Annotated in this window: 22 protein-coding genes; 16 read left to right on the top strand and 6 right to left on the bottom strand. The window is 37.1% G+C overall.

Translation table 11 applies throughout. From position 1 onward, the window contains the following. Nucleotides 1-1,003, bottom strand: a 1,003-nt coding sequence (locus NYE65_RS27065) for a hypothetical protein (protein WP_340862318.1), incomplete at its 3' end; no start/stop codon positions are given. A gap of 644 nt (nucleotides 1,004-1,647) precedes the next feature. Here NYE65_RS27065 and NYE65_RS27060 point away from each other — a divergent pair. Together NYE65_RS27060 and NYE65_RS27055 are read left to right on the top strand one after the other, a co-directional pair. Beyond that, nucleotides 1,648-2,889 (top strand): hypothetical protein, encoded by a 1,242-nt coding sequence (locus NYE65_RS27060; protein ID WP_340862317.1) that lies wholly within the window; start codon nucleotides 1,648-1,650, stop codon nucleotides 2,887-2,889. Nucleotides 2,890-2,932: 43 nt separating this feature from the next. After that, nucleotides 2,933-3,661: a GT-D fold domain-containing protein gene (locus NYE65_RS27055; protein ID WP_340862316.1), complete on the top strand. Its 729-nt coding sequence runs from the start codon at nucleotides 2,933-2,935 to the stop codon at nucleotides 3,659-3,661. A 112-nt stretch (nucleotides 3,662-3,773) separates the two neighbouring features. Here NYE65_RS27055 and NYE65_RS27050 read toward each other — a convergent pair whose 3' ends face one another. Next, a complete protein-coding gene (locus NYE65_RS27050; protein ID WP_340862315.1) occupies nucleotides 3,774-4,208 on the bottom strand; it encodes a M67 family metallopeptidase in 435 nt (144 codons plus the stop codon). 323 nt (nucleotides 4,209-4,531) lie between these two features. Beyond that, nucleotides 4,532-5,644, bottom strand: coding sequence for a hypothetical protein (locus NYE65_RS27045; RefSeq protein ID WP_328178157.1), 1,113 nt, complete (start codon nucleotides 5,642-5,644; stop codon nucleotides 4,532-4,534). 219 nt (nucleotides 5,645-5,863) lie between these two features. Here NYE65_RS27045 and NYE65_RS27040 point away from each other — a divergent pair, with 219 nt between their 5' ends. The 10 genes from NYE65_RS27040 (at nucleotide 5,864) to NYE65_RS26995 (ending at nucleotide 18,140) form a co-directional block, all read left to right on the top strand. Further along, entirely contained in the window at nucleotides 5,864-6,202 is a 339-nt protein-coding gene (locus NYE65_RS27040) for a DUF1360 domain-containing protein (RefSeq protein WP_328178156.1), read from the top strand. Between the two features lie 751 nt (nucleotides 6,203-6,953). Further along, nucleotides 6,954-7,964, top strand: a complete 1,011-nt coding sequence (locus NYE65_RS27035) for an NAD(P)-dependent alcohol dehydrogenase (RefSeq protein WP_340862314.1) — start codon at nucleotides 6,954-6,956, stop codon at nucleotides 7,962-7,964. Nucleotides 7,965-8,083: 119 nt separating this feature from the next. Next, nucleotides 8,084-8,608 carry a GNAT family N-acetyltransferase gene (locus NYE65_RS27030; RefSeq protein ID WP_239858253.1) on the top strand — a complete coding sequence of 175 codons (525 nt, stop codon included), beginning with the start codon at nucleotides 8,084-8,086 and terminating at the stop codon, nucleotides 8,606-8,608. 189 nt (nucleotides 8,609-8,797) lie between these two features. After that, nucleotides 8,798-9,358: an HPP family protein gene (locus NYE65_RS27025; RefSeq protein WP_340862313.1), complete on the top strand. Its 561-nt coding sequence runs from the start codon at nucleotides 8,798-8,800 to the stop codon at nucleotides 9,356-9,358. A 160-nt stretch (nucleotides 9,359-9,518) separates the two neighbouring features. Then, complete coding sequence (gene sdaAB / locus NYE65_RS27020; RefSeq protein WP_340862320.1) at nucleotides 9,519-10,202, top strand: L-serine ammonia-lyase, iron-sulfur-dependent subunit beta; 684 nt, start codon at nucleotides 9,519-9,521, stop codon at nucleotides 10,200-10,202. A gap of 773 nt (nucleotides 10,203-10,975) precedes the next feature. Then, nucleotides 10,976-13,234 carry a metallophosphoesterase gene (locus NYE65_RS27015; protein ID WP_340862312.1) on the top strand — a complete coding sequence of 753 codons (2,259 nt, stop codon included), beginning with the start codon at nucleotides 10,976-10,978 and terminating at the stop codon, nucleotides 13,232-13,234. Nucleotides 13,235-13,992: 758 nt separating this feature from the next. Then, a complete protein-coding gene (locus NYE65_RS27010; protein ID WP_328178152.1) occupies nucleotides 13,993-15,441 on the top strand; it encodes a sensor histidine kinase in 1,449 nt (482 codons plus the stop codon). Beyond that, on the top strand, nucleotides 15,438-16,124 hold the full coding sequence (locus NYE65_RS27005) for a response regulator transcription factor (protein ID WP_034307161.1): 687 nt from the start codon (nucleotides 15,438-15,440) through the stop codon (nucleotides 16,122-16,124). The genes NYE65_RS27010 and NYE65_RS27005 overlap by 4 nt, the downstream gene beginning before the upstream one ends. Before the next feature lie 271 nt (nucleotides 16,125-16,395). Beyond that, nucleotides 16,396-17,097 carry an ankyrin repeat domain-containing protein gene (locus NYE65_RS27000; RefSeq protein WP_340862311.1) on the top strand — a complete coding sequence of 234 codons (702 nt, stop codon included), beginning with the start codon at nucleotides 16,396-16,398 and terminating at the stop codon, nucleotides 17,095-17,097. A gap of 83 nt (nucleotides 17,098-17,180) precedes the next feature. Further along, nucleotides 17,181-18,140 carry a DUF4822 domain-containing protein gene (locus NYE65_RS26995; RefSeq protein ID WP_340862310.1) on the top strand — a complete coding sequence of 320 codons (960 nt, stop codon included), beginning with the start codon at nucleotides 17,181-17,183 and terminating at the stop codon, nucleotides 18,138-18,140. Nucleotides 18,141-18,216: 76 nt separating this feature from the next. On the opposite strand, the gene NYE65_RS26990 is transcribed toward NYE65_RS26995, so the two are convergent. The 3 genes from NYE65_RS26990 to NYE65_RS26980 all read right to left on the bottom strand — a co-directional run bounded on the left by NYE65_RS26990 (nucleotide 18,217) and on the right by NYE65_RS26980 (nucleotide 19,951). After that, nucleotides 18,217-18,366, bottom strand: a complete 150-nt coding sequence (locus tag NYE65_RS26990) for a hypothetical protein (RefSeq protein WP_340862309.1) — start codon at nucleotides 18,364-18,366, stop codon at nucleotides 18,217-18,219. 107 nt (nucleotides 18,367-18,473) lie between these two features. Next, nucleotides 18,474-19,313, bottom strand: coding sequence for a methyl-accepting chemotaxis protein (locus tag NYE65_RS26985; RefSeq protein ID WP_340862308.1), 840 nt, complete (start codon nucleotides 19,311-19,313; stop codon nucleotides 18,474-18,476). A 38-nt stretch (nucleotides 19,314-19,351) separates the two neighbouring features. Next, nucleotides 19,352-19,951 (bottom strand): hypothetical protein, encoded by a 600-nt coding sequence (locus NYE65_RS26980; protein ID WP_340862307.1) that lies wholly within the window; start codon nucleotides 19,949-19,951, stop codon nucleotides 19,352-19,354. Between the two features lie 585 nt (nucleotides 19,952-20,536). Here NYE65_RS26980 and NYE65_RS26975 point away from each other — a divergent pair. The 4 genes from NYE65_RS26975 to NYE65_RS26960 are packed head-to-tail and all read left to right on the top strand — an operon-like array spanning nucleotide 20,537 to nucleotide 24,555. Then, nucleotides 20,537-21,565 carry a TRAP transporter substrate-binding protein gene (locus NYE65_RS26975; RefSeq protein WP_222619841.1) on the top strand — a complete coding sequence of 343 codons (1,029 nt, stop codon included), beginning with the start codon at nucleotides 20,537-20,539 and terminating at the stop codon, nucleotides 21,563-21,565. A 36-nt stretch (nucleotides 21,566-21,601) separates the two neighbouring features. Further along, nucleotides 21,602-22,174 carry a TRAP transporter small permease gene (locus tag NYE65_RS26970; protein ID WP_264638668.1) on the top strand — a complete coding sequence of 191 codons (573 nt, stop codon included), beginning with the start codon at nucleotides 21,602-21,604 and terminating at the stop codon, nucleotides 22,172-22,174. Continuing rightward, nucleotides 22,171-23,448, top strand: a complete 1,278-nt coding sequence (locus NYE65_RS26965; RefSeq protein WP_063576079.1) for a TRAP transporter large permease — start codon at nucleotides 22,171-22,173, stop codon at nucleotides 23,446-23,448. The genes NYE65_RS26970 and NYE65_RS26965 overlap by 4 nt, the downstream gene beginning before the upstream one ends. Nucleotides 23,449-23,508: 60 nt before the next feature. After that, nucleotides 23,509-24,555 (top strand): TRAP transporter substrate-binding protein, encoded by a 1,047-nt coding sequence (locus tag NYE65_RS26960; RefSeq protein ID WP_445670464.1) that lies wholly within the window; start codon nucleotides 23,509-23,511, stop codon nucleotides 24,553-24,555.

The raw sequence follows: 24,555 nt of genomic DNA, 5'->3' as shown, positions 1-24,555 counted from the left end.
CGCTAATCGTTTGATTTAACTGATGGATTTCTTGTTGATGGTAGGACTCTTTTTCCTTTAGATCGGAAATCATCTGTTCTAAATTAGCAATGTCCACCTTAAATTGACTTTCCTGTTCGGATAGTTGGCTAATCTTTGAAATGTAATGATCAATTTCTTTCTTATATTTTTTTATATCTTTTTTATGCTGCTCTTCCTTATCTGAAAGTGTTTTTTCTAAATGATTCATCTCCACTTTATATTGCTTTTCTTGATCGTATAAGAGATCAATGGTTTTAGTAAGCTGATTCATTTCATTTTTATAATTCATTTCTTTTTCGTTGAGAGATTGAATGGTTCCTCTTAACTCTTGAATTTCATTTTTGAAAATATTTTGCTCGTGAAAATAAAACATAACTTTCTCAACTAATTTCTCAATCTCTAAATTTATGCTTTGTACATCTAAGTTAGTTATTTTTTTATTGACTGGAGCAAGAAGGGATTTCACCTCTGTAAGCCCATCCGCCATTTTTTGAAAACCATCGTGGCTTTTATATTCCTCATTTTTAACATATTGTTTTTGAGCAGACTCATAATCTTTAACTTTCTTTTGAAGAGAAGCAATTTCACTTTGTAATAATTTATTCTTATCTCCAAGAGTTTTTATGTCGTTATTTTTCTTTTCGTCGTTTGTTTTGGATTCTTTAAAGTACTTTAGTTCAGCCTTATATTTCTTAATTTCTTCTTCCAATTTCTGAACCTTGGTTTCTGCACTCTTTCTTTCATGTTCCTTCCGATTGATTAGTTCTTGATATGTTCTTTGTTCATTTACCATTTCTTCATTGTGTTTTATTAGTTTTCTTATTTTCTTTTTACTATAATCGACTTCGTATTCATTAACTTTTGATTTGTATAGGGAAAGTTCAGATCTAAGATGAATGATCATTTGCTGAAGTTGAACTGGAGTTATTTTATTCAATTTGCTTTTTTGAATTTCATTGGCTTTTTCATCATCTGTATACAAAATAACCACTCCTTATTTTTGATCACGTGTGAACAGGCACAATCTCCAGCCATTACTAATAAGGAATCAATTAGACAGGTTGAGATTGAGCGACTGTAAATGACCAAGAAGTTCCTATGCGGAGATGTTTATCAAGATTTTTATGGGTGTGGAGTACCGTTCGTCATAGTGTTGGTGTTGCTTCATGATTTAGGAACACCGCGACATCCAAATCATTGTAGGGGTATGGTAGACAAAAGAAAATTCCTCCTCATAAATTGATCATCTTGACCGAAAAATCTTTGATTTCAATTTTTCAATATTCATGTGACTGGTTTTAATCAAATGCTGATCCCTTTATAAATGATTCCATAATAGTTATATGTACCGTATTTCAAAAAGGTGATTATATTTATCACCTTTTTGATTCCCTCATAAAATTCATTTACATGGATGGAGGCACTACATTTCCTTTTATATTGTAAACACAAACTTACACAAGCAATTAGAGTCTGCTGAGTGTTTTTCTTTATCATTTCTTCATTCCTCTTACATATTATAATTATTGGGTGATATAGGATTGTGGGAAAAGAGCCGCACGGTATTAATTAATCCTTTTAAATAGTAAATCTGTTACCAGGGTTAACAAAAAGGGGGATACATAAATGGATATTAAAGTAGAAGTGGGAGATATGGGGGCAGGAACCATCCCCTATGAGTCTCTCCCGGCATTTACTTATCTTTTTAGGGAATTGGGTTTTGAGGTGCAGCCAGATACTGAAAATCAGAAAGTACAATTATGTTCTGCATTGCATGGTAAAAGGATTGTCATTTCTTCCGACTATGATGTTAAATATAACACCTTTAGAAAGCACCTTCTAGAAAGGAAGGTGTTGGAGTATATTCAAACATTCCTATCTGCATGCGGGGCAAAGGTGATTCTCATGGATGATAAGAATGAATCAGAAAGGGCTGATTTTCATGTATACTTTTCACTCTTTGAAATTCCAGGAATAAAAGAGCCCATTCTTGAATTAGTTCACAATTCAAAATCTGCTAATAAAAAGTTATTGAATATCTTTCATTATGAATGTAAAAGGACTGGAACAAAATTTAAATCTAATGAGGTAGTCAGAAACGCAAATAACCCTTTTATTAATATTCAGATTATGTATCCTGTTTTTACGGATGAAGATTTTTGGGGAAAACTTGGTGAGAAATATGCGATGTCCATAACTATAGGAATATTGGCTAGATTTCACGAAAGTTCACCTTTATCTGTTTTGTCATTAGTTCCAATTGAAATTTTCTCAAACATGTTTATCCATCCTGAAAATATTGGGATAAATTTAGAGCCTGCCATGCAAAAAGAAAAAAGTTTACCAGAAAAGAAAAAGTTTTTATTAAAGAAACCAACTATTACTAAAAGAAAAGAAGCAGAAGTGTTTTTGGATTATCATATTTTTATTGAAGAACTTGAAGAACGTAACAAAATCAAGCTTATTGGAAATCTTCATATTAAAAATATAGGTACGGAGGTTTTGCGGAATCCAGTTATCTGTCTGCGTTCCAGCCCTTCAGAAAGTATAAAAATATCTGGACAAATATTGCCGCCCAATGTTGCCGAAACTTTGGGGGTCATGAAAAATGAAGAAACAAAAGGGTGGCAATATATGAATGAGGAATGGTTTGAAGAAATGGAGAAGGGTGAAACCTGGATATGTCCAATTCAATCTAAACATATAAACCCTAGGCAAACAGAATCTTTAACTAACTTACAAATAAGCGTCCTTCAACCTGAAGAAAACAGCAACATTCGTGTAGAGGCTTTTGTATTTTTTAAAGAACAAGATCTGGAAATCAGTTCAAGCAATCAAATTTCCTTATTATTAACGAAGAAACGATAAGGTGATAGATTTAATGGCATAGGAAACAGGGGGTGAGAGTGGGGTGATTGAAGGAAATTATCACTTTGAGAAATACTTATTAGATAATAGGAAAGTGATAAAATTATTGGACCAAGCGATAAAACAGAATAGAGGCTTTTCTCTTGCTCGTTTTGGAATCGGTGAAATAAGCTATTTAAGCTATCCAGCTAATGGATTACTTGTACAGGAATTTAAACGGTATGAATCTTATGCGGGCGTATCACATGCACCTGAGGTAATCAGGAGGGAATTGGTCCGGTCATTGCGGGATACTGATATTGCTGGTTTGATAGCTCCTTGGCGACTGGATCCTTGGGCAAAACAAACTAGAACTGTACTTGAACAACTGAAGTTCATGCCTACGAAAGCTTGTTGTGCTTGGATCATGCAGAGCCTCTTGGACGAGGGGACATTATGGCCATGGCTGAGTAATAAGAAGGTATTTCTTGTTGGACGCCGTTCAAAAGAAGCAGAAATCGTTTTTAGAGAACAAGGCATACAAATTACTGGCAGTATAGGTTTAGATGGGTATGACGAGTTAATTAGAGTACAAAATGAGCTTCAGTCAAATCAGGAGTGGGAAATAGCATTAATTTCCGCTGGGATCCCGGCAACCATTTTAGCTCCAAGAATTGCAAAATTGACCCAGAAGGTTGCCATTGATTTCGGGCATGCCCTTGATATGATTCTGGATGGAGAAGAATATAAACTTTCCGACTTAGTAAAAAAGTGGAATGATCAGTTTTCCTAAATTGGAAAACAAAAATTAATTTAACATTGTAGGGAAATAAAGAAAAAATAATACTCGCAAATTCAACCTTGAATTCATAAAGGAAGAGGTGCGAGTATCTTATTCACTAAATTCAGTTTACGAATTTTAATTGTATCGGAAAGACTTTTTTTCCTGTTAGTTGGAAACATTTTAAATCAGGCGTCGAGTTTGCAAACGAAATAATAAGGTGACCTACCTCTGGGTAGTTATTTAAAGTAATATCTCCTTCTGACGGATAAGCACTATCTGTTGGGTGGGAATGGTAGATACCGATAAAATCTTCGTTCCTCCTATCGATAAGTTCAAATACATGACGAATTTGATCTAAATCCATCGAGAAGGAAAAGGAGCTCCTATTTACATTTTCCATTGGCCAAATTGTTTCTGCAATCCCATTTCCCCCTGAAAGCAGTCCACAGGCTTCATAAGGAAGTTCTCGTTTACAATGAGAAATCAATTTTTGCCTAACATGATTGGTCATGTAAAAAGTACCGGATATTACACCTGGATCATTTGTTTTTTCCACAACAACCTTTTGCCCGTACTGGCCGAACCTGGAGGGCTGAGGGAGTGAATTGTTGATGTTGTTGAGCGGGCTGCAGGTTAGGCATTCCTAATTTTCTTCTTACTTTACGTCTTAGCTTATCAGATGCCATTTTTTTCTCTCCTTTTATAGGTATGCTCTATAAATATGAAAACATGAATCTATATGTAACCTAATAATTAATAAATGGGTGGCCTAAAATGCGGGATGTATTTACTAAGTGTTGAAGTAAATAATGATATCAGATTTTCCAAGTTTCTTTACAAAAAAAAACCGAGAGAGTATCATCCCTCGGGTTTTTATTTTTATACTGGAAAACGATCGCAATCTCCTGCTTCAACCTCTAATCCAGGGTTAGCTAATTCTGTCAGAGCAATAGTGACGCTTGTAGTTGCGCCAGTTATTACAAGTGTAGCAGCATCTCCCGTAGGATCAGCATCAGTTAGAGTCAGTGTGAATGTCGCGTTTTCTGGTACACCTCCGGCTGGGGTTATAACACCAGTACCAGTTACAGTAAGCCCAGTAACTACTCCAGCAGCATCTGTAGCACATGTAGGCTGGTTAAAGTCATTGGCTGTAAACGTGAAGCTTTGGTCAATATCAGCTTCTCCTGGGGTTCCAGTTGGTGTAGGAGTAGGTCCTAATGTATCGATGAAGGTAACTTGAATCCTGCTGCCAGAAAGGGTACATTGGTCACAAACCAGGGCAGTCAAATCTAGGTTCCCTGATGTTGAACCACCTAGACCGTCCTCAAATACAAGGATGGTTGCTTCACCATCAAATTCTGCTGCACCTTGGCAGTCGCAGTTCAATGTCGGGAAGAAGGTCGGGCATTGTTGAGGGAATCGTGGTGTTGGGCACACGAAGCCTTCTTCTTCAATTGGAATGACAGGACGTGGTCCACAGAACTTAGCCTCGACCTCTAGCTTAACCTCAGCCTCGACTTGAACATCTTTACACATGGTCACATCAAGTACAACCATGTCACCAAGCATTTGATTTAAAACAACTGTACATTGAACATCGAAAATATTACAGTTGATTTCTGTTCCCTCTGGGAAACATAGGATTACTTCATCCATGAAACTAACAGGTACTACGAAATTACAACCTGGTAGTGGTTCTCCATTGCAAAAGAATTGAACGCGGATATGGACATGGAAGGCAAGGGAAACAATTTGGGCACCTGGAACAGTAGGAATGTTAGCTGGAGTTGCTCCGATAAAATCACAGCTTCGTGTACCAGCTACTTCCGAACAAGTAGCTGTTATCGTATTACCATCATGACGTGCATCTTCAATTGCTGCAAAACATGCCTCAGGTATTTGAACTTTATTGCGATCACGATTTGTTAGAACAACCCAGTCATATACTTTTGTAACTCGAATACATTCAGGTCCGATGGGGTTCGGTACCACTTGTCGGCCCTGAATAGATTTGACGTTTCTTTTTTTCATCAAACATCTTTCCCTTCAGTATCAGGTTTTGAACACATTAACATACTATGGGGATATCTTTTTATGGGTACATTTTTCTTGGAAAATGGGCTAATAAAATTACGGGATTTATAAATGTATATTTATATAATCTAAATTCAAATCATAAAATATTAAAAGGGAAGATTAGGAGGCGAATAGGTGTTGGCTATTAAATGGCTTGATTTTATCATTTTAATATTGGCTACCTTCCGGTTAACTCATTTAATTGTATTTGACGAAATCACTTCATTCATCAGAAAACCTTTCTTGACTGCCACCATCAAAGAAAATGCCTCTGGACAACTGGAGGAAATCATTGAAATAAAAGGATCAGGACTCCGTTATTTCATAGGTTCGCTTTTAAGTTGTTATTGGTGTGTAGGGTTTTGGTGTTCCCTTATTTCTGTACTTACTTATTATTATTTTCCTGCTGCTTTTCCAATCTTATTGGTCTTAGCTGTGGCGGGAGCTGCTGCTTTTATTGAATCTAAAACATGAAAGCATAATCGTTTAGGGGGGAGAACTTTATGTAATTTGATAATCAGACTAATATTATATGCTGAACATCATAAAAGTGGAGTGCTTATAGACAGAGTGGCTAGGTTTTAGATCAAAATCAATCCAAAACTGTTGTAGATTGATAGCAAGTACGAGGGGGCATTACATTTTAATTTTAAGCATCAGGGAGCAAGCGATTGATTAAAATCCATTCAGAAACGAATGGATTTTTTCTTATAATAATAGGAATTGATATGGAAATATAAATTGGAGTAAACCTTCATTAAAAATAGTTTACGGGTGATCCGGTTATTATGTCATACGATGCCGAAGAAATCTTTAGCCAGTTTGACCCGCTTAAAATAGGAATAAAACCATATTCTTAGAACACGGTTTCTCCTGCAAAAAATGTTAGAACTCCCCATACAAAGATGAAGATAGATTAATATGTATGGGATTAGGCCAGGAAATGCTCAGGAAGGTAATTATCGTCATTTGAGTTTACTCGTCCTAAGGTGGCTGAGTTCTTATTAGAGGCATGAAGATAAATGAAGGCGAGTAAGCTAATGTGAACGCGTTTAAAGAGATTATTCAAAAGTTGATAGCTTTTGGAGAGTATGTATCCGGAATAATCAATTTTCCATTTCGACAATTCGGTATTCTTTATTCAACGAATGGAGCAGGATAGTTCAAGTACAGTTATTGAAGGTTAGTAAATTTTAAGTGAATATAACGAATTGGAGGAGGATTAATGAAAGCAATCGTGTACACCAAGTACGGTCCCCCTGACGTTCTTCATTTGAAAGAGGTAGAAAAACCGGATCCTAAGGAGAATGAAATACTGATAAAAGTAAAAGCGGCAACGGTAACAATGGGGGATATTCGGTCACGGAGCTTTACAGTTCCCCTCTCTGTTTGGCTGCCAGCTCGGATTATTATGGGATTAAGACGTCCCAAGAAAACCATATTGGGCTTGGAGTTATCTGGAGAAGTTGAGTCGGTGGGCAAAGATGTCAAGCTGTTTAAAGCAGGTGACCAGATTTTTGCAGCTTCCCAAGTGGGCTATGGTGCTTATGCCGAGTATAAGTGCTTGCGTGAAGACGGGCCCGTTTCCATAAAACCTAATAATATATCTTTTGAGGAAGCCGCAGCCATTCCAATCGGGGCACGTACAGCATTGTTTTATCTTAGAAAAGCTAACGTTCAGAGTGGTCAAAAGGTTCTTGTCTATGGTGCTTCAGGGAGTGTAGGAAGTTATGCAGTACAAATTGCCAAGTATTTCGGAGCAAAAGTTACAGGGGTTTGCAGTACCGCGAATGTAGAATTGGTAAAATCTCTTGGAGCCGATAAGGTCATCGATTACACTTCAGAGGATTTTTCCAGAGATGGTGGGACCTATGATGTTATCTTTGAAGCGGTAAACAAGAGTCCGTTTTCAGCTTGTATGAAATCGTTGAAGAAGGACGGAACCTATCTAAATGTCACAGTACCGGTACCAGGTGTTCGAATGCTATGGACTAAATTGACAACCGGCAAGAAGCTGATATTGAGTCAAAATTCACCAGAAACTCCCGAAGCTCTAAACTTCCTCAAGGAGCTTGTTGAAGCAGGGAAGTTAAAAGTGATCATTGACAGATGTTATGCGTTTGAAGAATTAGTTCAAGCCCATAGGTATGTAGAGAAAGGACACAAGAAAGGAAATGTCGTAATAACTATGGAACATAATGGGGAATCCTGGTGGGTGAAACAACGAAGCCCTTAAAAAGATAAGGGTGTGTTCTTAATTATAAGGCAGCCGGTTTAGGAAGTATTGGGTACGGGTGTTATTGAGGTGCGTCGCTGGTACGATATAGATCTAATTATAGCAAAGGGAGTGGAAAAATGTTTCCGATTTTAGAAACAAAGCGGTTGGTCTTGAGAGAATTGGTTGAAGGTGATGCAGCAGATCTATTAAAATGTTTTTCCAATCCAGATGTATTAAGATATTATGGGCAAACTCCATTAACAAATACAGATCAGGTGAAGCAAATCATTAGGAATTTTTCAAAGAGTTACGAAGAAAAACATGGAATTAAATGGGGAATTGAATGGAAAGGAAAGGAGGGCATTATTGGAACGATTGGATTTCAAGAATGGTCTCATGAACATAAAAGAGCAGAACTGAGCTATGCACTTTTCCCAAAATATTGGGGTAACGGTTATGCAACAGAAGCTGTCAGTAAAGTGATTTCTTATGGTTTTAAAGAGCTTGAATTAACGCGTATTGGAGCAATCGTTTTTATTGAAAATAAAGCATCCAACAAATTGTTGATCAATTTAGGTTTCAAAAAGGAAGGGATATTAAGAAATTATATGTACCAAAATGATGTTTCATTTGATACTAATCTATACTCTCTTTTACTGTAAATCCTTAATGGTATGCCAATGAATATTGATTCACAGACTAAAAAGTGGGGGATGATAACTGTTTTACGGGAATCAATAAATGAATATTCAGATATATATTTAAAAATTCATTGTTTTCCTGTAAGATAACAATATATAAAAACCTGTCGACTTGTCGATTACTTAGAAAACGTGAGGAAAATAGAAATTATGGAATTCGAAAAAAGTGTTGAAAAAAGTTGGAGCAATCAACAAAACATAGCTCTAACAGCGTATTTAAAGAAAATGAAGGGTGAAGCTAGGGAAAAGGATAGAATTGATTATGTCGATTCCTTTGTTTCAGCTATGGGTGGGCTCATTGCTATAATCATTATTAGTTTTATAGCTGTCTATTTAGGGTATCCGATGGCATTAGCTCCTCTTGGGGCGAGCTGTGTCATTGTTTTTGGTGCGCATAAAAGTCTCTTGTCACAACCCCGTAATGTTATTGGAGGACATATTATCTCTACAACAATAGCTCTTATCATTTGGAGCATCTTTGGTAAAAGCTTATTCATTATCGGTCTCGTATTGGCCATTGTATTAATTATAATGACTTTTACAAAAACTGTTCACCCGCCCGCAGCAGCTAGTGCCCTTGTTTCGATCAATTCTCAAGCTGGTTGGGGATTCCTGACTTCAATTGTAATAGGCACTTTATTATTAGTATTTTTATCGATGATTTATAATAATTTATTTCAAGCAAGACAATATCCAAAACACTGGTTATGAAAATTTATATCACATGCTTTTATGTGACTGTTTTGGCGCATCCTTTATTGTTCTAACTGCCTTACTTCAATAAGCGGGAGCTGCTATTTCTTACTCTAAAAACCTTACTTACCATCTTATTACATAAAAGTAACGTATGATAATGATTTACTAAAGCTTGATGGGCAGTGGGCCGGCAAAATACCAAAGTGCGTATGAAATCATCGGGCCCGTAATGTTTGGCCCTTCGAGTTCCCATACAGCCGGAGCTGTTCGAATCGGGAATATTGCCCGCCAGCTTTTAAATGAAAAACCAATATATGTAAAGTTCTCGCTGATGGGCTCTTTTGCCGAAACCTATCAAGGCCATGGTACCGACCTAGCTTTATTGGCCGGTGTTCTTGGGCTATCTACCATGGATGATGGCATTCCAAATGCAAAAAAAATTGCTGAGGAAAATGGCTTACAATATGAATTCACGAAAAGGGTGCTCGGAAGCTATCATCCGAATACCGTTCTCGTAGAATTGACAGGGGGCGCACGTACTGTAAAGGTTTTGGCCAGCTCTTTAGGCGGTGGAAAAGTGGAGGTTCAGGAATTCGATGAATATCCATTTGAATTTTCAGGAGAACGGCCAACACTTGTGATCCGCCATTCCGATCAAAAAGGGGTTATTGCAGAATTATCGGATATTCTTTATCAAAAAGGGATCAATATAGCACGTATGGCCAATGAACGTTCCAAAATCATTGGTGCTGCCATAACGGTTTGTGAAATCGACAATATAATCGAAGACACTCTCTTATCTTTATTAAAAAGAGAGATTCCTATTATTGACGAAATTGTCTTGGTTCAAACTAAGTAGTTACCTGCAATCGTATTTTCGCTGATTCAAAAAAGCATGGTATGCGATTAAATTCATAAAAGGCATTCGGAATTCTTTCCGAATGCCTTTTGTCAATAAACTGAAGCAATGGGGAATCGACTGTATAGTAGCTTTTTCCGCTGTAGGGCCCCTTTTATAACCTATTAATAACAACCAGTGTTCGCAGAAATAATGAGAGCACCACTTGAAGAATAAATACCTGCTTTGGCCAAAGCATTATACGGATTTAAATTCCATAATTGTGCAGTATATCAGGACGTCTGACCTTTCATGATCCAACCGTTACCACCGGAACTGGCACAACGTGTAAATGCTCTCTTTGTTGTGCCATTAAAACTATCCACCCAAACATTTGCATAATAATCATACGGAGCAGCCGAATAAAACTTTAAGTATCCCCAAGCCGTATGACAATACGCACTTCCTTTTAGCTGCACATAACCAATTTTCACACCGTTTTTATAAATATATTCTGTTTCATAGGTGATTGGACTTTTATTCACACAGCCTGTTGAATAGTTATGTAGTGAAGGAATAGTACTCCATTCCCATTAATGGAACGAATGCTGGCCATAGGCCTTTTTTCGATTTATTAATATATAAATTACATTGTTCTTATATTTTATTAATAATGCAAAGGTAGTATTTTAATTGGTAATTACCTAAAAATTATAAATTGAGGAGGATATTTGTCTATTTTCAAAATGATTACATAATGTATGGGGCTAAACGATAAATAGGAGGAATTGATTTTGAAAGCGAAAAATAAATTTGCTGCAATGTTGACAGTTGTAACGGTAGGAGTAACAACTTCTTTATCAAGTGTACAAGCATTCTCGGAATCTTCAAATTCAGAAAATAAGCGTAAACCGGAGCTCGTTTTTCCTGTAATCAGTGATGTACATATTGATGATGGATCAACTGCTGATATGAACAAGTTTAGAACAGCCATGGATCAATTAAACAAAGCTGCGCCTAAACAGGATGCTTTTGTGGTCGTTGGGGATTTAACGGACTATGGATACGCTACTGAATATGATAAGTTCTTCTCCATTTATAATGAGAAGAAACAAGCTGATGTCCAATCCATGTTTACAATGGGAAACCATGATTATTGGAATGGACTTTCCGTTGAAAAAGCACAAGATCGTTTTCTCGAGAAATCAGGAATGGATTCCCTTTACTATCATAAAAAAGTAAATGGATATGATTTTATTGCGTTAAGTCCCGAAAATGGTAATACGCATGGTTTATATTCTGTTAATCAAATTAACTGGCTAGGTGAAAAGTTAGCTGCAGCAGAAAAAGAGAATCCGGACCAACCAATCTTTGTTTTTCTTCATCAACACATTAAAGACACTGTATATGGAAGTGACTTGTGGGGGACTCAGGAAAACAAAGAACTTTTATATGATACGTTAAAGAAACATCCACAAGTTATTACATTTTCAGGCCATTCTCATTATCCACTTGAGGACCCGAGAACGATTCATCAAAAAGACTTTACGTCTGTTGGCACGTCTTCTGTGAGTTATTTGGAATTAGAACCGGGTAAACTTCAAGGGTTTCATCCAGAAGGATATCGGGATATTAGTCAAGGAATGATTGTAGAAGTATATAATAATGAAGTTATCATTAAAAAACGTGACTTTCATAAAGACGATTGGACAGGAAAACCATGGGTAATAAAAAATCCTTCTAAAAATAATAAATTTAAATATACAGACGACCGAGATCAGTTGTCACCGTCTTTTGCAGGTAAAGACAAGGCTTCGATTGTAAAAGAAAAATCGACACTAAGAAGTTTAAATGTGACATTTCCCCAGGCGAAAGATAATGTGCTCGTACATTCATATCACATAACGGCCAAAAACAAGGAATCAGGGGAGCTAGACGCAGATTTCACCGCATTTTCTGAATTCTATCTTGATCCTGTGCCAAAGAATTTAGAGTTCCCTGTAACCGGACTTAAGCCAGGAACAGATTATGAAATTAAGGTACAAGCACTGGATTCATTTAACAATAGCAGTAAAAAGGTGTTACTGGCTGATGGTCAGACAAAAGCGCTGGAAATGGTCTCTGTACAAGCTTCTCCATCATTGGTAACGACAGGTGAATCGACTACACTCCAAGTGAAGATGGAAAACTTTGGAAATGATGGTGTAAAAGGAAAAATTAAAGTTGATGCACCTGAAGGGTGGAGTGTGGAGCACAATGAACTTGAATATGAGCTTTCAGGATCTGAAGAAAAGAATTTGCCAATAAAAGCTATACCTAGTAAAGAAAGTTCCGGTTCTTCACAATTCACGATTACTGCTTACGAGGGAGGCCAAATAATTGGATCCAAGAATATAAATATATTCGTCAACATGATGCTTGGAGAAAGTTTTGACCAATTGGACTCTGCATTAAAGCCAGCAGTGAATGAAAACATTCCAAGTCCCATTCTAGGTTGGAGCCATACAGCTCCTAACGGCTGGTCGGTTACAAATAGCTCGAATATGCCAGCTGGTACAGAGGAGTGGCAAGGGTGGAGCTTCACAACAAAGGAATTTTGGACAAAAGCGGAAGACCAAGATCGTAGCAAATTTGAACTTGGACAAGGTGTTATATTAGTAGCGGATCCTGATGAATGGGATGATAACGGTTCACCAGCATCAAAAGGCTTTTTTGATAGTACATTAACTTCCCCTTCTGTAAAAGTTGAGGGTGCAAAAGATCTATACGTAGGATTTGCTTCTCACTATAAACAAGAAGGAACACAAACAGCTGAAGTAACTGCTGTCTTTGATAATGGGGAAAAGCAACAAGTTCTCGTTTATGACAATAAAGCAGCTTCGGATAATAAAAATGGACATGTTTTGAATAAGTATGAAGTTAAATCGATTAAGGTTCCTGAAGATGCATCTTCTATGAAATTACAATGGAGAATGCATAATGCGAAAAATAATTGGTTTTGGTTGATTGACGATATTAGATTGGATGACCAAATGATCATCTTGCCAAATTAATAAGAAGAACAGGTGAACTTTTCTTGAAATTTATAAAAAGCGGACTTTCCTTAAGGGGAAGTTCGCTTTTTTCTATGTCTTACAAACTCGGGACAAATAGTAAACTCATAAACCCTCATGATCTTTTCCGTGTGCTTGATAAAGGTTTCGCCTAATTAATTTCGTATTTTTAATGAAAATACTGAAGTGCATCTATATATAATTCTTGGATAATTTATAAATAATATCATTATTATAAAAGGTGTTAAAAAAATTTTAAAACAAAAAACAAGCTTAGCCGGGCCCCCGCTAGATGCTTGCGGCGGGGAAGCTTGATAAACAGTCGGCGAAAAGGCGCTGATTTCGGAAATCATCTGAAACTTTCATAAATTAAAAAACCACAGGTAAACTAAATAAAGACTTGGTTATACAGCATGATTTTTAATTGTTTAATACTGAAAACCCAATGGATTGAAGAAATATGGGTCACCCCTGCCTAATAATTGGCTATTCGATACCCCGATAGATGTTAGCGGCGGGGAGGTTTGACAGACAGTAGGCGGTAAGGAAGGCGGATTTTAGCATTTAGTTTTTCAAATAAAAAAATACAGATCTAAAATAGAATAGGATTTTTTCCAAGTATTTTAGAAAATTTTAAGATTTGTGTGATATCTTTTTTTAAGTTCTAAGAAAATTATTCATGGAAATGCAGGAACAGCAGATAAACGGTGAACTCTTCTAAAAGAGAAAACGAGAGATCGATACGGGGTGAAAAATATTTGTCAATTAAAATGAGGTTTCTGTTGTCCTATGTTGGCGTAATTCTTATTTCCATCACTTTATTTTTAGCAGCTGGATTTTTACTTATTTTTGCAATAACAGGTGATGTAAAATCAATAGAGCATCTATATAAAAACTCTTATCTCCAAAAACCTTTGACTGCAGCAGAAGAAAGTGTGTTTCTCGATTTAAAGCTCTTGGCAAAAAATAACCCTGAACAGCTTCTGAACGAAGAGCAGCTGAAGAAGCTTGAACATGGAGATATTGAGATTGTCGTTAGAAAAGTTAATGACATTGAGTATGCGTCCCCCGCACTTGATAAGCTAGGCTTGGTTCAATCACTTCCCATGTTCGAAGAAACGAACATCAATACACGGGACACAATCAAAATGAAAGACTCTTTTTTCACTTATGTGAAGTTTGATTTTTATTTTTCGGATAAAAGTGAAGGAACCATTTTTGTCATGAGAAAGGCAAGTTCCTATGCCGAGCTGATTCGGGAGTCATTTCCCATTTTATTCGCCCTATTGTTATTACTGTTTGTAATGATTATTGGACTTTTAAATTATTTAGTTTCAAGAAGCATCATCAAACCTATCTCAATACTTAAAGAGGGAGCGGAGCGGATAAAATCAGGAGATTTAAACTTTGAAATCAAAGCGACTTCGAATGATGAAATCGGACAAATGAATAGGGAATTTGAGGAAATGAGAAAAAAGTTAAAAGAGTCCATAAACCTCCAGCTTCAGTATGAGGAAAATCGCAAAGAACTTCTTTCCAATATTTCTCATGATTTGAAGACACCCATCACTTCGATTATGGGTTATGTTGAGGGGATAAAAGACGGGGTAGCAAACACCCCGCAGAAAATGGATAAGTATTTATCGACGGTATACCTGAAAGCAAGGGATATGGATTCATTGATAGATGAATTGTTTTTATTTTCAAAGTTGGATTTAAAAAAGGAACTATTCACTTTTGAAACAGTCAGAATGGATAAATATTTGAAAGACTACGTAGAAGAGCTTCAACTGGATTTACTTCAACAAGGAATCCAAATTGAACTTCAACAGCTGTATAAACCGATATACGTGTCAGCGGATAGAGAGAAACTGAAACGCGTATTGGCCAACCTGATCAGCAATTGTGTAAAGTATATGAATAAAGATGAAAAACACATTTCCATTTCTCTGCATGAAGGACTATATGATGTAGTTGTACAAGTAACAGATAATGGTTATGGAATAGAATCTTCCGCTTTACCTTATATTTTTAACCGCTTTTATCGGGCTGAGCAATCTAGGAATTCCCTGACAGGTGGAAGTGGTTTAGGGCTTGCGATCGCAAAAAAAATTATCGACGAGCATGGAGGAGATATCTGGGCTACCAGTGAGATAGGAAAAGGTACAAGTGTTTTCTTTTCCATAAAGAAAGGTGAGGAAATGTGAAAAAGATATTACTTATTGAAGACGAAGTCAGTATTGCAGAACTACAAAGGGACTATTTGGAAATTAGTGATTTTAGTGTCGATATTCAACATACTGGTGATGCAGGTCTCCAACAGGCCCTTCAAGGAAATTATCATTTAATCATTTTGGACATCATGCTTCCGGGGTTAAATGGCTTTGAGATATGCAAACAAATACGTGCTGTAAAAAATATCCCAATTTTGCTTGTATCTGCGAAAAAGGAAGATATTGATAAAATTCGGGGGCTTGGACTAGGAGCGGATGATTATATTACAAAGCCCTTTAGTCCAAGTGAACTAGTTGCAAGAGTGAAAGCGCACTTAGCGCGTTATGAACGTTTATCAGGAAGTCACCCCAAATCTAATTCAATCTATGTTCATGGAATTTCAATAGATAAGTCAGCACGCAGGGTTCACATAAACGGGGAGGTGGTCCCGTTTACAACAAAGGAATTCGATACTTTAGTGTTTTTTGTCATGCATCCTAATCAAGTATTAAGTAAAGAGCAGCTCTATGAAAATATTTGGGGATTGGAATCGGCTGCGGATGTTTCGACTGTCACTGTCCATATCAGGAAACTACGTGAAAAAATTGAAAGAAATCCTGCACATCCTAAATTTTTGGAAACTGTTTGGGGAGCGGGGTATCGCTTTAATGTTTAAATAGTATATTTTATGACCCGTCACGAAGGTGACGGGATTTTTTTATAAAACCTTAAGAAACTTTATGAATAAGTTAATCATTTTTTAAGAAATTGTTTAGAGGGAGTTTAAGATTAAGCCCTAATATAATGGAGACGGATTGAGAAAAGAACTAAAAATAAAAGGGAGAAAAATAATCAAGCAACCTCAAACACATTTATAGCACAAGTCATTTTGGGTGCATCAAGATGACGGAAAATCCATTTGGGCGGATGAAAGGATGGTGTGTTTCATGTGGAGACGGCTAACGATTGTCATCGGATGCCTATTCATCCTTCAACGGTGTGCCTTAGATAGCGAAAGAGAGCCAAATAAACAGCAAAAGGAGTCAGGAAAGGGAATGAATGAATTACTGATTCAAGCAGTAGAACGAAAAGAAACAGAAAGAATAAGGAGTTTGATTGAGGAAGGTGCAGATATTAATACACAGGACTCGGCAGGGCGAACCGCCACTATGATTGCGACTTATAACAACGATGCAGAGTCTGCAAAAATCCTTATTGAAGCGGGTGCAGACGTCAACATTCAGGATGAAATGAAAAATAGCCCCTTCTTGTATGCCGGTGCTGATGGTTATCTTGATTTAGTTAAACTTACGATTGAAGCAGGTGCCGACCCATCCATAACAAACCGTTATGGAGGAACGGCTTTAATCCCTGCTTCGGAACATGGATATGTAGAGGTTATTAAAGAACTCCTAACTAAAACTGATATGGATGTGAATCATGTAAATGATCTCGGTTGGACAGCTTTGCTAGAAGCTATCATTTTGAATGATGGTGATGGAAAACAGCAGCGAACAGTGCAATTGTTAATAGATCATGGTGCAGGTGTCAACATTCCTGATAATAATAATGTAACCCCTTTACAACATGCCCGCGAAAAAGGATTTAAAGAGATTGAACAAATTTTATTAACAGCAGGAGCAAAATAACCAGATTGCGATACTTTCATTTTGTAATGTCAATTGCACCGCTACATAATTAAAATCACAATAAGATATGAGGAGACGAAAAAATGAACAAAAAAGCAAAAATTTCATCATCTATACTACTTGGATTAACATTGGCCCTAACAGGATGTAACACAAACGCACAAGACAGTCATAATGCACAGAAGCAGGAACAAACTGCCAAAGAAAGTAAACAAGAAAATAAGTTAACAGCAGGCCAGGAATTGACTAAAATTCTTAGTGGCACGAATTGGCAAGGTACAAAAGTTTATGATAAGAATAATAATGACTTAACAAAGGAAAATGCTAACTTTATTGGTCTCGCAAAATATAACGATGAAACATCCAGATATGAATTTTTTGATAAAAATACAAAAGAAAGTCGTGGGGATAAGGGAACTTTCTTTATTACCAATGGGAAGATGCGAGTGCTAATTTCAGAATCGATGGGTTACCAGGCCGTTGTTGAAATAACAGAACTGAATAAGGATATGTTTACTTATAAAAGAATGGGTAAAGATGCTAATGGTAATGACGTAGAGGTGTTTGTTGATCATATTCCTTATACGGAAACAGAACTTTCATTTACAGATCCAGACAAAAATTTGGAAACTTACACAGGGGACGTAGAAACAGATGTTGATGGAGATAAAATTTTATCAAGCACCCCATGGCAAGGAACAGTGGCATTGGATGAAAAGGGAAATGATGTATCAAGCTATAACTCGAATTATTTAGGTCTTGCAAAATATGATGATAAAACAAATAAGTATGAATTTTTTGATGCTAAAACCGGTGAAAGCCGTGGTGATTACGGCTATTACGATGTTGTTCACGGAAATAAGATAAGAGCACATGTTTCACTAGGGGAAAGTAAATATGGCGCAGTTCTTGAAATTACAGAGCTTAATGAAAATAAATTCACTTATAAACGAATCGGTAAAGATAAAGAGGGAAAAGATATAACGATAACAGTGGAACATATACCTTATGAAGGTGATTTGAAACTAAAATCAACTAAGTAAAATAGTAAGAAAGGGATTTTGCATGAATAGCAAAATCCCTTTCTTGATATAGTAATAGAGTGGTGATTAGAGATGTTTAAGCGTTAAACCGTTCAACAGATGTTTCCAGGTCATTAGCGAGCTTAACCATTGAGGAGGTGGAGAAGGAAATGTCCTCCATGGATTTGGCTTGTTGATCGGTTGATTGTGCCACTTGCTTTGAAGCCGCTGCCGTTTCCCTTGTCAACCCTGCAAAATCTTCTATCGAAGCATTGATTTCCTGAGAACTTGCTGCCAGCTGCTCTGTAATGGCTGATATTTCTTGAATCTGATCACTAACATGCTCAAAAGATTTTATAGTCTGTTTAAAAGTTTCTTTGTATTCAGCACAAATTTTGTCCCTTCTTCTACCTCATTAGTTCCAGTTTCCATCATTTTCACTGATTCATTTATGATGGATTTAAAATGAAGCAGGGACTCTTGAATATGGATTGCAGATTCCTTCGTGCCCACTGCCAATTTCCGTACCTCGTTCGATACCACCGCAAAACCTTTACCTTGTTCACCGGCTCTAGCAGCTTCAATTGCCGCATTTAGTGATAGCAGGTTTGTTTGGTCGGCAATTCCTGTAATTACATGTACAATATTCACAATCTCATTTGCTTGATCGTCCAAATTCTTTATTCTTGAACTTGTTTGCAGCATCACATCTTTTACTTGCAGAATTTGATTTGAGAGTTCATTTATATCCTTATTTCCATTGGACATCCTAGTTGAAACATGATTTGTCTGTTCGCTGACTTCAGAAGAAGCTTCGGCAATTCTTTGTATACCAATAGTCATTTCCTCGATGACCCTCGATGATTCTTCACTTCTGTGCAATTGTACTTCCGCAGCTCCTGCAACTTGCTGAATCCCATTAACGATATATTGTGTGGAAGTATCCATTTCTTTGATTTTATGCTCGATATCACTTGATGATTCCATTAGCTGGAATGATGAGCTTTTCATGGAATTGACGATCATAGTTGTATTGGTGATCATTTCTTCAAAGGATTTCACTAAAACCTTGATTTCGTCGTTTCCCTTAACCCTTGTGTTGCTAATCAGTTTATTGGCTGTTAATAAATCCCCATTTGAGATTTCCTTTGCAGCCAAGCTGACCTTGAGAAGCGGGCTTAACTTTTTAGTCAAGAACCATATTAGTGCACCCACCACGATCGCCATTAAGATTACAAGATTATTATCATCAGGGGCAGGATGCCACCCAGAACCTTGCTGGCCGTAGCATCGACTTTGCTGGCATCGATATCCACCCCTAGAATTCCAATGACCTCGTTACCATTCTTTATTGGAACGAAAACGGATAAATAGTCACCATATTCAGGATCATGAACGATGGAAGTAGTTGAAGCCTTTCCCTTCATGACGCTTTCTACATCCTGAAATGAAGTTGCAGTTGTGGGTGTTAAAATGGGAGATGCTTTATTATTTTCCTTACCCATTCCGTCTATAAGAATATGGACTTTTTCGCTATTTTCGTCAATTCCCAATGTATATACATATAATGCTCCAGTTTTTTGTCTATAATCGTCTAACTGCTCGCGTATCTCCCAATATGTAGAGGTTTCGGATTGATTACTTAAAAAATCAGCATAAGATGTTGGATTTATTCCTTGAGAGATGTTGCTTGCTATGTCTAAGCTGCTCATAGCGATTGTTTTCTCAACCGTATCATTTGTACTTTTATACATTAATAATAAACTTCCAATTAATGTAATGATCATGCCTGTTAAAAGAACAAAACCTATTTTCGTACTGAGTTTATTCATCTTTGTTTATTCCTTCCCGGTGTTATATATTTACCATGTTTTATATATCGGTAATAATTAAATTTATTTAATGAGTCCTTTTTAAAACCCTCGGGTGGAGTTTTTATCCTTCAGATTTCAATCTGTTGTAAGAGGGGTTCATATTGATTTTCCATCCTATAAATATTCTAATATAGAAAAAAACGACTTTTATCTTTCCCGTTTTGTTTCTAAAAATCTCAACTGTAAATATTAATTAGAGAAATGGAGAATTTGTTAAATTGTTAAATTGTTATAAAATTCAAAAAAATGGTTTGACATTAATAAAAATGGGAGCTTATAATCAACGTAAGATGTAAAATTCGAAAACTGAGTTTTATATTATAGAACAAATTAATCATTAATTTTATTAAGGTAATGGCTTAAAAAGTGAATCAACTTGTGAAACGTAATGAGAAGTGAAGTGTTTTTTCCTCACTCCGAATAAAACAAAAACCAAGTTTTATATTATAAAACGATTTGATTTTTGCTTATACAAGGGTGAGTAGAAGTTTTAAAGATCAGCCTTAAATGATAACGCTTACAAAAAAACGGGGAGGGTTTTTATTGAAAAAAAATAAGCTATTTGTATTTTCCACAAGCTTAACTCTTGCAATGACATTCCTTTTATCAGGATGTGGTGGAGGTGAGGGAGAAAAAACCAGTGGATCTGGAGTTGAAAAGAAAACTATAAAAGTGGCACATTATTTTGCTGAAAATCATCCTCAAAACATTGCTTTGAAAGAAAAGTTTAAAAAATTGGTTGAAAAGGAGAGTAATGGTGAACTAGAGGTTCGGATTTATGCGAACAGTACATTAGGTGCAGAAAAAGAATTTTATGACGGCGTTAGAAACGGAACGATCGAAATGGGCGTTCCAGGGCTAATTATGCAGTCGGACATTCCTAAAATGGGTGTTCCGGAATGGCCCTTCCTATTCAGGGATTACGATCATGTGAAGAAGGTATTGAATGGACCTATTGGAGAGGAATTGACAGAAGATCTTGATCCAAAGCATGGGGTGACACCGCTCGCATGGAGTGCTAACGGTTTTAGGATGTTTTCGAGTAATCGTCCAATTAAGAGTATGAAAGATTTTGATGGACTTCGACTTAGAATGCCGAACATCCCGAATTACATAAAATTAGGTGAATCATTGGGGGCAAACGTTAGCCCATTGCCTATTTCAGAAGTTTTTACCGCACTTGAACAAAAAGTTGTAGATGCTCAGGATAATCCCATAGCCACACTGAGATCCTCGGGGTGGAATGAAGTACAAAGTGATGTACTAGAATCCAAGCATATGTTCAGCCCCAATATTTACATTATCAATAGCAAATTCTATAAAGGGCTAACAAAAGAGCAACAAAAAATCATTCAAAAAGCAGCAAAGGAGTCGGCAGCATATGAGTTTGATTTGATGGAAAAAAGTTATGAAGATGACAAAGCATATCTTATGGATAATGGAATCAAATTCACAAAGCCTGACGAAGACTTTTCACAAAAAATGTTAAAAGCATCTCAACCTGTTTATGATGAAGTCTTTGAGAAAAATGACTGGGCGAAGGAGCTTGCCGGGAAAATACAAGCAGAATGAAGCAGGCGCTCTAGATAGGAAGGGGGAGATGTATAGGTGAATAAAATATCAAGAATCTTGGAAAATTCGTTAAACATTATTATGGCAATTGCTTTGGCAATAATGGTCGTACTCGTGTTTGGTAATGTAGTTCTTCGATATTTCTTTAATTCAGGTATTACCTGGTCAGAAGAAATGTCAAGGTATCTCTTTATTTGGTTGACGTTCCTTGGCGCCATCGGAGCATTCAAAAACAAAGAACACTTAGGTGTCGACATGGTCATCAAAAGGCTCCCGAATAAGTTGAAAAAAGTGGTGCTAGTTATTAGTGATTTGATGATGTTATTCGTTCTTATCCTGATCTTGGATGGCAGCTGGAAAATGACATTGATAAACATTGACAGTACTGCACCGGCCACTGGCATGCCACTGGCATTTGTGTATGGGACAGGTATTCTTGTGAGTGTGTCAATGGGCAGCATGATCATCTTCAATTTGTATCGGATTTTCTTCAATAAAATTAAAGACGAAGAATTGGTGATGATAAGTGAGTCAGAAGAGCTAATTTCTCTCCATACTGATGAATTTGCTTCAGATATTAGAATTGTCAAGGAGGAGAAACAGGGATGATAGGTGTATTTGTCGGATCTTTACTGGGAGCCATGGGACTAGGAATACCTATTGCCTTTGCCTTACTTGTGAGTAGTGTAGTGTTAATGTATTTCCTTGGCATTTTTGATAGTCAAATAATCGCACAAAATTTAATCAGTGGCGCTGATAACTTCCCTCTAATGGCCATACCGTTCTTTATGCTGGCAGGAGAGGCGATGAATAGGGGTGGATTATCACGGCGTATCGTTGAGATGGCAATGAACCTGGTTGGTCATATCAAGGGAGGGCTTGGCTATGTTGCGATCATTGCGAGTGTGTTGTTTGCAAGTTTATCAGGATCTGCTGTTGCCGATACAGCAGCGCTTGGGGCTATATTAATTCCAATGATGGTGAAGTCAGGGTATGATGTGAACCGGTCAAGTGGGCTAATTGCATCCGGTGGTATCATTGCCCCGATCATTCCGCCAAGTATTGGCTTTATCATTTTCGGTGTCGCAAGTGGAGTGTCCATTACAAAGCTGTTTATGGCAGGAATAGTTCCTGGTATATTACTAGCGGTTGGACTAACGGTTACCTGGGCCATTGTTGCACGAAAAGATAAAGTCGCCGTTAACCCTCGAGCTTCAACAAAAGAAATTCTTACTTCTCTTCGTCAAGGCGTTTGGGCTCTATTCCTGCCCGTCATCATCATTGGTGGATTGAAATTCGGTTTATTTACACCGACTGAAGCGGCAGTGGTGGCTGCAGTTTATGCAATATTTGTCGGTCTTGTAATCTATCGTGAAATGAAAGTGAAAGATTTGTATGAGGTCTTTGTACATGCAGGAAAAATGACGAGCGTTGTCATGTTTCTGGTCGCTGCAGCTCTCGTATCCTCCTGGCTGATAACTGTAGCGGATTTACCTGGTCAGGTGATTGGATTGCTGGAGCCATTTATGGATCATCCATTCCTTCTATTAATAATGATAAACCTATTGGTCATCGTAGTTGGAACTGCTATGGATATGACGCCGACAATCCTTATTCTAACACCTGTATTGATGCCGTTGGTGGTCGCTGCAGGTATTGACCCAGTTTACTTCGGTGTCCTGTTTATCCTGAATAACGCCATCGGTTTACTTACACCACCAGTCGGAACCGTGTTAAATGTCATGTGCGGCATAAGTAAGATCAGTATGGAAGATATCATGAAGGGGATTTGGCCTTTCTTGCTCGTGGAAGTAATTGTATTGATCTTGTTGATTTTGTTTCCTTCCTTAGTGCTGGTTCCTCTAGAATGGTTTACCTCCTAACGGAATTAAACAAGTATTTGGGTGTGTATGCTGGTATTCATCTTATTTTATAGGAGGAAAATGAAAATGAATAAGTTTTTCAAACGTTTGGCGCTTGGAGTTTTACTGCCATCATTACTACTATTAAGCGCTTGCGGAAGCGGACAAAATGAAAGCGCTTCAGCTGACGGTATTCAGAAAAGAACAATCAAAGCAGGGATCGGAAATAGTAAAATGCATCCACAAGGAAAAGGAATGGAGAAATTTAAAGAACTGGTTAAAGAAAAAAGCGGGGGGAAAATGAAAGTCCAAAACTTTTTTGATGCCACTCTCGGAGATGATCAGAAAATGACAGAAGCTCTTCAAGGCGGCTTACAGGAAGTAACTGTTCCTTCAACCTCACCACTTGTTGGCATGATTAAGGAATTTGGAATTTATGACTTCCCATTTGTCTTTAATAATGAAGAAGAAGCTTATACAGTACTTGATGGTGCAGTAGGAAAAAAACTTTTGGATAAATTACCGGAACATGATTTAGTAGGTTTGGGATACTGGGAAAATGGTTTCCGAAACTTAACCAACAGCAAACACCCTGTTAAAACGGCTGAAGATTTCAAAGGGCTTAAACTTCGTACCATGCAAAATGAAGTGCATTTAGATGCATTTTCAAAGTTAGGGGCGAATCCATCGCCGATGGCTTTCTCAGAAGTATTTACTGCACTGGAAACAGGCACTGTTGATGGTCAGGAGAATCCACTAGCAACAATTCAAACGCAAAAATATAATGAAGTGCAAGAATACTTAAGTCTTACAAATCATGTTTATACACCATTTGTATTCCTTGTAAGTAAAAAGTTCTGGGATGACCTATCAGAACAAGAACAAGAAATCATGAGTGAGGCCGCACAAGAGGCTGGAAAGTATCAACGGGAAGTTAACCAAAAAGAAAATGAAAAGGCACTTAATTATCTAAAAGAAGAAGGAATGAAAATCAATGAAGTAGAACCGGAAGAAATGGAAAAAATGAAGAAGGCCATCCAACCAGTGACGGACGAATATGCCAAGAAATTCGGACCAGATCTTGTAGAGGAAATGATGAGCGAAGTTGAAAAAGTACGCGGTAAATAA

Origin of the sequence: Peribacillus sp. FSL R5-0717, assembly GCF_038002945.1 — a bacterium.
Classification (GTDB): domain Bacteria; phylum Bacillota; class Bacilli; order Bacillales; family DSM-1321; genus Peribacillus; species Peribacillus frigoritolerans.
This window is presented reverse-complemented; position numbering and strand designations above follow the sequence as displayed.

Bases quoted from the DNA above. Each gene is read 5' to 3' on its own strand.
- NYE65_RS27060 (WP_340862317.1), top strand. From the start codon at position 1,648: ATGGATATTAAAGTAGAAGTGGGAGATATGGGGGCAGGAACCATCCCC.
- NYE65_RS27035 (WP_340862314.1), top strand. From the start codon at position 6,954: ATGAAAGCAATCGTGTACACCAAGTACGGTCCCCCTGACGTTCTTCAT.
- NYE65_RS27030 (WP_239858253.1), top strand. From the start codon at position 8,084: ATGTTTCCGATTTTAGAAACAAAGCGGTTGGTCTTGAGAGAATTGGTT.
- NYE65_RS27025 (WP_340862313.1), top strand. From the start codon at position 8,798: ATGGAATTCGAAAAAAGTGTTGAAAAAAGTTGGAGCAATCAACAAAAC.
- sdaAB (WP_340862320.1), top strand. From the start codon at position 9,519: ATGGGCAGTGGGCCGGCAAAATACCAAAGTGCGTATGAAATCATCGGG.
- NYE65_RS27000 (WP_340862311.1), top strand. From the start codon at position 16,396: ATGTGGAGACGGCTAACGATTGTCATCGGATGCCTATTCATCCTTCAA.
- NYE65_RS26995 (WP_340862310.1), top strand. From the start codon at position 17,181: ATGAACAAAAAAGCAAAAATTTCATCATCTATACTACTTGGATTAACA.
- NYE65_RS26980 (WP_340862307.1), bottom strand. From the start codon at position 19,951: ATGAATAAACTCAGTACGAAAATAGGTTTTGTTCTTTTAACAGGCATG.
- NYE65_RS26965 (WP_063576079.1), top strand. From the start codon at position 22,171: ATGATAGGTGTATTTGTCGGATCTTTACTGGGAGCCATGGGACTAGGA.
- NYE65_RS26960 (WP_445670464.1), top strand. From the start codon at position 23,509: ATGAAAATGAATAAGTTTTTCAAACGTTTGGCGCTTGGAGTTTTACTG.